Genomic DNA, 9941 nt, shown 5'->3' with positions numbered 1-9941 from the left:
ACCACCTGATCCCATCCCGAACTCAGCAGTGAAACAGACCAGCGCCGATGGTAGTGTGGCTTCTGCCCATGTGAGAGTAGGTCATCGTCAGGCTCCTAAATAACAAACCCCCAGCGGCTATGCCGTTGGGGGTTTTTTATTTGGGATACGATTATCTGCTGTCCACTACAACGGCCCCATGTGACAAGCTTGCCGCAGGCAAGCGCAGGACGCCGGAGCCCCGCGACGGCGGGCCCGAAGGGCCGAAGGCCGCAGGCCTGAGCAAAGTAGGTCATTCCAGTGCGAAGCACTGGCCAAGGGTATAAACCTGCCCCGGGTCATCCTTCCCCACCTCCCAAATTTATGACACCGCTCACAGTGACATCCCGTAAACACCGTTAAGATTTGTAAAAGAACTGGCCAAAAATATAACAACGCCAGCGATAGCAACATCAGTGTTCAGAGACACTCATCCATAAAAACAATAAACCGCTTTGCAGAAGGCGGTTCATGGTGAGATATGTCTATGAAAACTGTTGTCTGGCTCTCGTTGGCGGTGTCGCTCGTTACTCCCTCCGCTATGGCTGACCTGCAGCCAATCTCCGACAGTGATATGTCAGAGGTGACTGGTCAGGCATTTATTTCAGTTGATCGCCAATATCACCCCGACGAAACTGACGCAACCTCCTATACACGGGTCAACCTGGGTATGGATATTGATATCCAGACCAATGTGGATGTCCTGGAGCTGGGCCGTTATGAGAGAGATGGGGAGAAAGAAGGAACTTCCGATGTTTACATCGAAGACTTCGCCCTGGGTTACATCAATAACCAGGCCTACTTTGACCGCAACCCAAAAGCCCCACGCCAACTCAAGCCAGACGGCTCCGCCTACGGCGAGGGTGAGATAGTCCCATTCAATATAGAAAACCCGTTCCTTGAATTCGCCTTTGACGAAGATGCCCGGGAAATCGTCGGTTTTCGCCTGGGCTTTGGCGAATCCATGGGCATTCTTTCCGGTAAGATTGAAACCCTCACCGGCAACGTCAATGTGGATATTGTCGACCGAGGCGAGGGTTTGCGTGAAGCCAGCTCCAGCGGAAACTTCTTTGATCAGGTGATCGTGTTACTGACTCCGCTTCTGGAGGGCGGGAGCCCGCTCCAGACCAAAGCAGAGCTGGTTTATGGCGAAGAAGGCGATCCCAATATCGGTGAACTGGACCCGATCCGGGCAGAGCATATAGGCATCCCGAATGGTGAGCGCTTTGTGCTGGAGGATGCCAGTGGCTTCACTCGCTGGTCGGTGAAGAACCTCATCGGCTGGGGATCCAGTTCCCGGATTGAAGTCCCCGACTGTTCCTTTCTCAGCTGCGGCAGCGGCGATATCTATGTATACGCGCAGGACTGCCTGGTGTTGGGCATAGACTCCTGTTTCGATCTGGATATCTACAACAGTTTTCCGATAGGTACCGTCGAGGAAGTTGGTGACGAACGTAGAATCACCGGCCCGGCCGACGGGGCCTTCATTTCATTCCAGACCAGGGATCTCGACTGGCTGAAAGACGTCAAGAACACGGACCCGACTCCCGAAGACTTCATTCGGGCCACTTCCGGTGCGTTTTTCAACATCCCCAACGGGGCAACCGAGGTCAACCTGAACGAGGCTCTCTACGGTACGGACCGTTACCGGACGGAGTACATTGATCGTGGCAGGGGGTTATTCTGATGCTCGCACTTCTCACATTGCCCGGCCGTCCGGCGGAGGGTTGGCGGGTTTTACGATCCATCCCGGCGCTTCTCGTTATTTTTGCCGCGGGGTCAGCCAGCGCCGAACTCCAGGATCTTACTGAACAGGAGTTGTCGGAGATTGACGGCGAGGGCATCGGTGTTGTTCTTGAAGACTTCAAATTTTCCCATGGCACGGATGCCCCGGATGCGGCCGGTAACCAGGCCAGGATTTTCAGGATTGGTGGTCTCAAGAGCACCGACGGGCGCGATGTCAAAATCGTCGTCAACCACCTTTATATATCGGGATCCGGCAGCAATTACGGCCAGAGCCTCAGCCCTGTGAATCTGGGCCGCCTGCTGAATCCTTATCGAATCGATGTCGTCGATGGCAACGATATCGGAATAACGGATAAAGCCGTGCTGGAATTTGCCGCCCCGGCACTGGTGGATGAGGGCATGGGTTTCGATTGCATGAATTCCGGTGCCGTGGCGGGTAGTGGCGTGTGCTCCAGCCGCCCTGCAACAGATGAATTTGTTGGGGAACGCCCGGATATTGGTATGCAGATGAATGTTGCTGTTGGGGACGACCGTTCCGCCAATATCAATATCCATGCAAAGAGCGCGGTGATTGACGGCAGTTTTCTGCGGATCTGGGGGGATGATGAGCGGCAGCAGATGGTGGGGCAGTTCAGGCTCAATTTCCATACGCCGGAATTATCGATTAACGCCTGCTCCCAGGATGGCCTTGACTGTGGGTCGCGGATAACCATGAGCAATTTCGCATTGGAACTGGCCATTGGCAATCAGTTACAGCCGGTCTTTTTCGATGTGGACGGTACCGGCAACTTCGTAGTGGAGGTGGCTGCTATCGACCGGCCTGCACCGGGCTCCATTGGCGCTGACGGGTTGCGCAGCAGCAGTGATGCGGATACCTGGGATTTTTACCAGGACTACTACTCAAGCCCGGATTACCGCAGCAATCTCCATATCGGCAATTTTTCCGTGGCTGACCGGGATTTTGGTTCAGCGCGGGTGGAGGGCATGCTGGTCCAGCATCTTGATATCCGGACCAGGGACCTGGCGCCATGAACAGACGTTACCTGATGCCCGTGTTTTTAGTCATGGTGACCTGCGGGGCAGCGCAGGCAGTTGCCGAACTGGACCGCATGGAGGATGGCGACCTGGCCCGGGTATCGGGGCAGGGGGGTATTTACCTGTCCGGTGATATCAGCATCAACGAAATGGGCGGCCCCATGGAGAACAGCTATTTTGGCCGCTGTAACGACTCGGGCAAAAAATGCGGCGCCAGGCTGGCCTATCGCCTGAAGGCTGACGGTGGCTGGATGGTGCTCGACGAGATTCGGGGCAATTTTGCGTTTGAAGGCCTGACGCTCAGGGTGCGTTCAATCGACTCCGGGTTCGGCGGCGATGGGGAGCTGTTCAACCGTGATGTAATGGAAATCGGCTTGCCGGATGTCGTCCGTTATAACGATGTCCGGTTCAAGATCGCCGGCAGCAATATGCCCAGACCAACAGACCCGGGTTTTCAGCAAACGGACATTCTGTCGGTGGAAATGCAGGGTGAGGTCATCATGGAGGGAAACCTGCTGGTTTTCCCCACAGGCAATCCATAGGGAGAGGGATATGTCCGCTATTGCAAACCAGTCCTTCGGAATGACGATAACCTGGTCCCTGGTTCTGGCCGTGTCGGCTCCCGTAATGGCCGAGATGCAGAGCCTTGATGATGAGGATCTTGCAGATATCAGCGGCCAGAGCGGCATAACCCTGGAGATGGAACTGGGCATGACCACCGACCGGTTGTCCTATTTTGATGATGGCGAAGGGGTTCACCTGGAGGATTTCCGTGTGGGTTCGGCGAGCCGGCCGGGAGGATCAGCGTCACATGTCATCAGGATGGATGTCACTGATGATGCTGTGCTCAACCTGGACTACCTGGTTGAAGACCGCCGGATCGAGTTCGGGGATATCCGTTTGGCAGGTGCGCCAGGCGTGGGAATGGGAGGTGTGTTCTTTGATCACAGCCTGGAGGGCAGCCTTCGTATCAGCCCGGGGGGTGCAGTTGGCTCCTCCGGTTACACCTTTGACACCGCCTATACCATGACAGGTGGTCGCCTGGGTTACCGTACCAATGGCAACGAAGTGTTTCTTGATGATGTCACGCTTGATGTTGAGGCGCTCGGTGTCACTCTGGATGTGGTTGGCAATACCCTGGAGTTCGATGCGCCACGTATTTCCGGTTCCTATGAGATTGGAGCCATCCGCTACAGCAATAACCCTGCAAATCATGGCAACACCTATGATGTCTCCACCGGTCAGGCGTTACCCAGCTACGGTGGTCTCAGCGGGGCGTTCGATCTGTCGTCGAAAACAGGTATCACTGCCGGAGGCCGGGAAGGGCAGGGTTTCCGGCTGGATAATGAGACAACCATCAACAGTGCCTCCTTTATCTACCACGATGACGGTAACCGCCTCGCCTTCCGGGATATTTCCGGCCACTACAGTCTTCGTGACCTGCGGGTGGATGTCACGAAGGACCGGCTGGGCCGCGATGCACTCGGTTTTACCCTGGGTTCACTGGGCGGAGAGTTCAACCTTGGCCGTATCGAGATGGGCGCTGAAGGCCGGAGTATCGGTGAGGTGAATGTCAGCTTCATGCTGAGGGATCACACCTACAATGGTCGAAGTTATACCAACGCGGTGTATGTTCAGGGCGGAGGCCATCCGGACGCCGGCCCTCAGGGGCTGAGACTGTCTACCGAATGGAGCCTGCAACTGGCAGACCTGAGCTATACCGAAGATGGAAACCGGGTCATATTCAGTGGGCTGCAATCCTGGGGGCAGGGCGATGTGACGGTGAATGTCACCCGGGAGGGAGAGGTAAATGGCACCCGCTTCTATGATGGCCTCAGGATCGGTTTCGAGGATATCAATGCGGGCTACCGCATCAACGGACTGCGAGTGGGCAGTGACGACGCACCTCTTCAGGGCGGTACCGAACTGTTGCTGGCACTGGGTTTCTATCCGGCCTACGAATTCGAACTGGATGGGCAGGTTACCCTGGGTGCCGGTGGTGCAAGCGGCGAGGGGCTGACCATCAACTCGGATATTCACATCCGTAAAGGGCGGGCGGCCATCATTGCCGCGCCTTATGATGAAGGTGACGGTGAAATTTCACAGAAAGGCCTGTGGATCAGTGATCTCAGCTATGATGCCCATATTCGCGATGCGACAGTGGATGTTACCGAAAATGGCCTCGAGATCATCAAGGGAGAGGCCTGGAGCACCATGGATGTGGGCAATTTACGTGTTGGTGACAAGGAAGCAGGTGCAAGTTTCGGTCGTTTCGTGGTGCAGAAATATGAAACCGGGAGCAGTATGACGATTGTTCCCGGTGGTGCCGGTGATGTCTGTGCCGGCGGCACCGGCGTTACCGCTGCTGATTGCACGGCATCGGGGGGCATCTGGGAGGCCCGGGGAGAGGAAGGGCTAACGATTGGCCTGAAGCAGATCTTCGCCAGGGCCGTCAGTGAAGACCGCAAGAATGCCTTTACCTGGGAGACCAGCCGTCGGAAGGATGCCAGTGGTGATCCCGTCAACGATACGGGAACGCAACTGGTGCTCAACGATATCCACACCAGTGACGGCGGGGATTTCGACGGCGATGGCGTGGACGACAATACGTTCGGGATACGTACGGATCTGTCGGTCGATGTCTATCAGACCAGAGTTGTCAAAAAGACCGACGGCGCCGATGCGTTGGGTGTAACAGGTGCCAGGGGTGATGAGAAAATCATGGATCCGGCGGCAGCGGCGGGGTATCGCTATGTGTCATCACCTTCGGCCACGGACCTGGAAAACCGGCCGCTGGGTTTTGCTGTTCAGGCCCGGAGCCGCTTCAAAGAGCTGTCCATCAATAATGTCGATCTGGTACACCCCGCGGGAGGGGCTCAAACCGCGGTACACGGTGTGAAAATGCAGAACTTCGATATCGAGGCAAACCTGACGGCAACCCCGATTCCCTGAGCGACAGGGGGCAATCTTCCGAATTTGCGATACGGCTTCGGCCCGGCACTTTGTCTTTTTGGTCTGCGTGTTGTTTAATCCCGCCCTGATCCTATTCAATCACGCGGGCATTCCTTCATGAAATCCAGAGCACTTCTAGGCCTTCTGGCAGACGGGCAGGTTCACTCCGGTGAGTCACTTGCAGCCAGTCTCGGCATCAGCCGGACGGCAATCTGGAAGCAGATCCGCCGCGCCATGGACGACGGAGTCCGGATAGAAACCATTCGTGGCAAAGGTTATCGGCTGCTTAGCGACATGGACCTGCTGGATGAGAGCCGGATTATCCAGGGCCTGGCGCCCCAACACCGTTCGGCGATCGAACTGAGCGTCCTGGATGAGGTGGATTCCACCAATGCGGAAATTGTACGACGGCGCCGGGAATCCGGAACCGGCCGTATACCCGTGTGTATCGCTGACTGTCAGACGGCCGGCCGGGGCAGGCGTGGCCGGCCGTGGCAAAGCCCAAGGGGGCAGAACCTTTACCTGAGTATGGGGCTGACGTTCCAGGGCAGCTTTGCCATGCTGGATGGCCTGAGCCTGGTGCTTGGGGTTGCCGTTGCTGAAGCGCTGGAACAGCAGGGTGTGCCGGATGTAGGGCTTAAATGGCCCAACGACATTTTCGTGGGTGGCAGCAAGCTTGCCGGTATTCTCGTAGAACTCCAGGGAGAGCTTGAAGAAGGGGTTGTGCAAGTGGTTGCCGGAATTGGCCTGAACGTCCATATGACAGAGAGCACAGATGTGGACCAGTCCTGGAGCAGTCTTGCCATGGCCCTGCCGGACCGAGGCTGGCGCCGAAGTGATCTGGCCACTTCGGTGGTCAGCAAGGTTCTCGAAGCGGTGGATGAGTTCGCCGAGCGGGGCTTCAGCAGGTTCACCGGGCGCTGGCAGAGCAGAGATATCTTCGCCGGAAAAGCCCTGGTGGCTACCCAGGGGGAGCTTTCCGGAACCGGCCGGGGAATAGATGCTTCCGGCAATTACCTCATTGACGATGGCAGCGAACTGGTCAGGGTCCGGGCCGGTGAGATCAGCCTGCGGGTCCAGTCATGAAATTGCTGATCGATGCCGGGAATACCCGTATTAAATGGCAGCTACTGGCTGACGGAGAAATTCTGGACGAGGGTTTTGATACCCTCGAGTCAGACCAGATGTTTAATGATTGGGCGGCCCGGGCCGGAACAGTTGAGCGCGTTGCCATTTCCACCGTGATATCGGAAGACAGACGTCGGCACCTGCAGGCGCGGCTCAAGGCCTTCTGTGGAGCTCCGGTTATCTTCCACTGGGCCGAAAGCCGGCGCGGAGCGCTGGTCAATGCCTATACCGATGTGCAGAAGATGGGGGCGGATCGCTGGCATGCCATGTGTGGCGCCTGGTTTACAACGGGGGGCGGCGGTTTCGCGGTAGTGGATGCCGGCAGCGCGATCACCGTTGATTATGTGGCCAGTTCCGGTATGCATCTGGGTGGATATATCCTGCCCGGCAAACAGATGATGCTCCGTTCGCTCCGGCAGGATGTGGCGAGGGTCGGCTTCGATAGCCTGGATGCCGAACAGGGACGCCCTGGCGTCTCCACCACAGAGTGTGTTCAGCATGGTTTGGCATGGCTACGGGAAGCCATGGTTGCCCGAATTCATCAGGACTGCGGAGAGCTCGGGCTGGACAGGGTTGTGGTGACTGGCGGGGATGCGTCGGGATTGATCGGCGCAGGTCTTTCTGCTGTCCATGAACCCTACCTTGTCTTGAGTGGGCTCGCTGCCGTTGACAGTGGCTGGGAGCCGGAATGAAGTGGCTTGCCCTGGTTCTGCTGCTGGCGAACGCGGCGCTCTGGTTGTACGGGGACACCTTTGTTCCGGAACGGATTGCCATTGTGTCAGAACAACAGGTACTGCCCCGGGTCGCGGATCTCAAAACAGACGCGCCTGTTACTGAAGAGAAGCAGCCGCCCCCACCACAACCGCGGCTGGGACAGGTTGAGCCTGTCGCTGTACCAGACGACCCGGAGCCGCAACTATATTGTGTCCGCCTGGGTTGGTTCGAGACCGCAGAATCTGCGCGCGACGCCTACCGCTCCCTCGGTAGCCCGGGAATGGCTTATGAGGTCCTTGAAGAAGAGCGGGAGTTATCGCCGTTACACTGGGTAATCATTCCTCCGCAGCCGGAAGACCGGGCCCAGGTTTTATTCCAGGATCTTCAGCGCCGGGGCATTGATGCCTATCTTGTCAGGCGGGGCGAGAATAAAAATGCCATCTCCCTGGGCCTGTTCGAGTCGGAGCAGGCTGCCGAAGAAGTCCTGGCTGAAAAAAAACGCCAGAATCTCAATGCAATACTGGCCAACTTCCCCCGAAATCAGATAAGCTACGCGCTCGTTTTTGAGGACGAACTGGTGCCGGATTCCGGCTCGGTTGAGGCGGCGGAATCGGAATACGCCGGCGATTTCGACCTGGTCGAAATCAGCCGTTGCGAAGGTGTTGCAACAGCCCCTGAAAATCCGTAGTATACCGCCCTCGCTGAAGAGGCGAATGTGAGCTGGCGTAGCTCAGTTGGTAGAGCAGCTGACTTGTAATCAGCAGGTCGGGGGTTCGATTCCGTCCGCCAGCTCCACTTTTAGTTTTAAGCAGATCCGCCATTGGTGGGTCTGGCCGGGAGGGGTTCCCGAGTGGCCAAAGGGATCAGACTGTAAATCTGACGCGAAAGCTTCGCAGGTTCGAATCCTGCCCTCCACCACTTATTGCTCGCGGGCATCGTATAGTGGCTATTACCTCAGCCTTCCAAGCTGATGACGCGGGTTCGATTCCCGCTGCCCGCTCCAATTTGTAGTTGTGTTGAAAGCGCTCATGTAGCTCAGTCGGTAGAGCACATCCTTGGTAAGGATGAGGTCACCGGTTCAATTCCGGTCATGAGCTCCATTATTTGTCCGGTCAACGTCACGGTCTGGTTGATTAGGGAGATAGGTCGTGTCTAAAGCAAAATTTGAGCGTAACAAGCCACACGTAAACGTGGGCACAATTGGTCACGTAGACCATGGCAAGACCACGCTGACAGCCGCGCTGACTCGTGTATGTCACGAAGTGTGGGGTACAGGCAGCGCCAGCGCATTCGACCAGATCGATAACGCGCCGGAAGAGAAGGCGCGTGGTATCACCATTGCGACTTCTCACGTTGAGTACGATTCACCGGCACGTCACTACGCGCACGTAGACTGCCCGGGCCACGCTGACTATGTGAAGAACATGATCACCGGTGCGGCGCAGATGGACGGTGCGATCCTGGTTTGCTCCGCAGCTGACGGCCCCATGCCGCAGACTCGTGAGCACATCCTGCTGTCCCGCCAGGTTGGCGTTCCTTACATCGTTGTGTTCCTGAACAAGGCGGACATGGTTGATGACGAGGAGCTGCTGGAGCTGGTCGAGATGGAAGTTCGCGAACTGCTGAGCCAGTACGACTTCCCGGGCGACGACACGCCGATCATTACCGGTTCAGCGCTGATGGCGCTGGAAGGTAAGGATGACAACGAAATGGGTACTACCGCGGTACGTAAGCTGGTAGAAGCCCTGGACGAGTACATCCCGGATCCGGAGCGTGCGATTGATCAGCCGTTCCTGATGCCGATCGAGGACGTTTTCTCTATCTCCGGTCGCGGTACGGTGGTAACCGGTCGTGTAGAGCGTGGCATCATCAAGGTAGGTGACGAAGTGGAAATCGTCGGTATCAAGGATACCGTGAAGACCGTTTGTACCGGTGTTGAGATGTTCCGCAAGCTGCTGGACGAAGGCCGTGCTGGTGAGAACGTTGGTGTTCTGCTGCGTGGTACCAAGCGTGACGACGTTGAGCGTGGTCAGGTTCTGGCGGTTCCGGGCTCGATCACTCCGCACACCAAGTTCGAGTGCGAAGTGTACGTTCTGTCCAAGGAAGAAGGTGGTCGTCATACACCGTTCTTCAAGGGCTATCGTCCGCAGTTCTACTTCCGTACCACCGACGTCACAGGTTCCTGTGAGCTGCCGGAAGGTGTGGAGATGGTAATGCCGGGTGACAACGTGAAGATGAGTGTTACCCTGATTGCTCCGATCGCCATGGAAGATGGCCTGCGCTTCGCGATTCGTGAAGGCGGCCGTACCGTTGGTGCCGGCGTAGTCTCCAAGATCATCGAGTAATTG

8 protein-coding genes, 4 tRNA genes and 1 rRNA gene are annotated in these 9941 nt (G+C 56.9%); all 13 read left to right on the top strand.

Annotated elements, in window-relative coordinates:
• A 5S ribosomal RNA gene (gene rrf, locus HLUCCO03_RS06185) occupies window positions 1-93 on the top strand; the annotation flags it as partial.
• A 412-nt stretch (window positions 94-505) separates the two neighbouring features.
• Window positions 506-1705, top strand: coding sequence for a DUF6160 family protein (locus HLUCCO03_RS06180; RefSeq protein WP_027830862.1), 1200 nt, complete (start codon window positions 506-508; stop codon window positions 1703-1705).
• Window positions 1705-2796: a hypothetical protein gene (locus HLUCCO03_RS06175; protein ID WP_051603766.1), complete on the top strand. Its 1092-nt coding sequence runs from the start codon at window positions 1705-1707 to the stop codon at window positions 2794-2796. The genes HLUCCO03_RS06180 and HLUCCO03_RS06175 overlap by 1 nt, the downstream gene beginning before the upstream one ends.
• Complete coding sequence (locus tag HLUCCO03_RS06170; protein WP_036197250.1) at window positions 2793-3341, top strand: hypothetical protein; 549 nt, start codon at window positions 2793-2795, stop codon at window positions 3339-3341. Before HLUCCO03_RS06175 ends, HLUCCO03_RS06170 begins: the two co-directional genes overlap by 4 nt.
• A 10-nt stretch (window positions 3342-3351) precedes the next feature.
• Entirely contained in the window at window positions 3352-5751 is a 2400-nt protein-coding gene (locus tag HLUCCO03_RS06165; RefSeq protein ID WP_292016635.1) for a DUF6160 family protein, read from the top strand.
• 117 nt (window positions 5752-5868) lie between these two features.
• Window positions 5869-6837, top strand: a complete 969-nt coding sequence (locus HLUCCO03_RS06160; protein ID WP_027830866.1) for a biotin--[acetyl-CoA-carboxylase] ligase — start codon at window positions 5869-5871, stop codon at window positions 6835-6837.
• Complete coding sequence (locus tag HLUCCO03_RS06155) at window positions 6834-7571, top strand: type III pantothenate kinase (RefSeq protein WP_027830867.1); 738 nt, start codon at window positions 6834-6836, stop codon at window positions 7569-7571. The genes HLUCCO03_RS06160 and HLUCCO03_RS06155 overlap by 4 nt, the downstream gene beginning before the upstream one ends.
• The gene (locus HLUCCO03_RS06150) at window positions 7568-8281 is read left to right on the top strand and encodes an SPOR domain-containing protein (protein WP_155939877.1); all 714 of its coding nucleotides are present in this window, start codon (window positions 7568-7570) and stop codon (window positions 8279-8281) included. Before HLUCCO03_RS06155 ends, HLUCCO03_RS06150 begins: the two co-directional genes overlap by 4 nt.
• A 31-nt stretch (window positions 8282-8312) precedes the next feature.
• Window positions 8313-8388 (top strand) — tRNA-Thr (locus HLUCCO03_RS06145).
• Between the two features lie 41 nt (window positions 8389-8429).
• Window positions 8430-8511: transfer RNA gene (locus tag HLUCCO03_RS06140), tRNA-Tyr, on the top strand.
• 10 nt (window positions 8512-8521) lie between these two features.
• Window positions 8522-8596: transfer RNA gene (locus tag HLUCCO03_RS06135), tRNA-Gly, on the top strand.
• A gap of 21 nt (window positions 8597-8617) precedes the next feature.
• Window positions 8618-8693, top strand: a tRNA-Thr gene (locus HLUCCO03_RS06130).
• 48 nt (window positions 8694-8741) lie between these two features.
• Window positions 8742-9938, top strand: coding sequence for an elongation factor Tu (tuf, locus tag HLUCCO03_RS06125; RefSeq protein ID WP_027830869.1), 1197 nt, complete (start codon window positions 8742-8744; stop codon window positions 9936-9938).
• Window positions 9939-9941 lie beyond the last annotated feature (3 nt).

This window comes from Marinobacter sp. HL-58 (genome assembly GCF_001314605.1).
Classification (GTDB): domain Bacteria; phylum Pseudomonadota; class Gammaproteobacteria; order Pseudomonadales; family Oleiphilaceae; genus Marinobacter.
The sequence above is the reverse complement of the archived record's forward strand: the minus strand, read 5'-3'. Positions and strand labels throughout refer to the sequence as shown.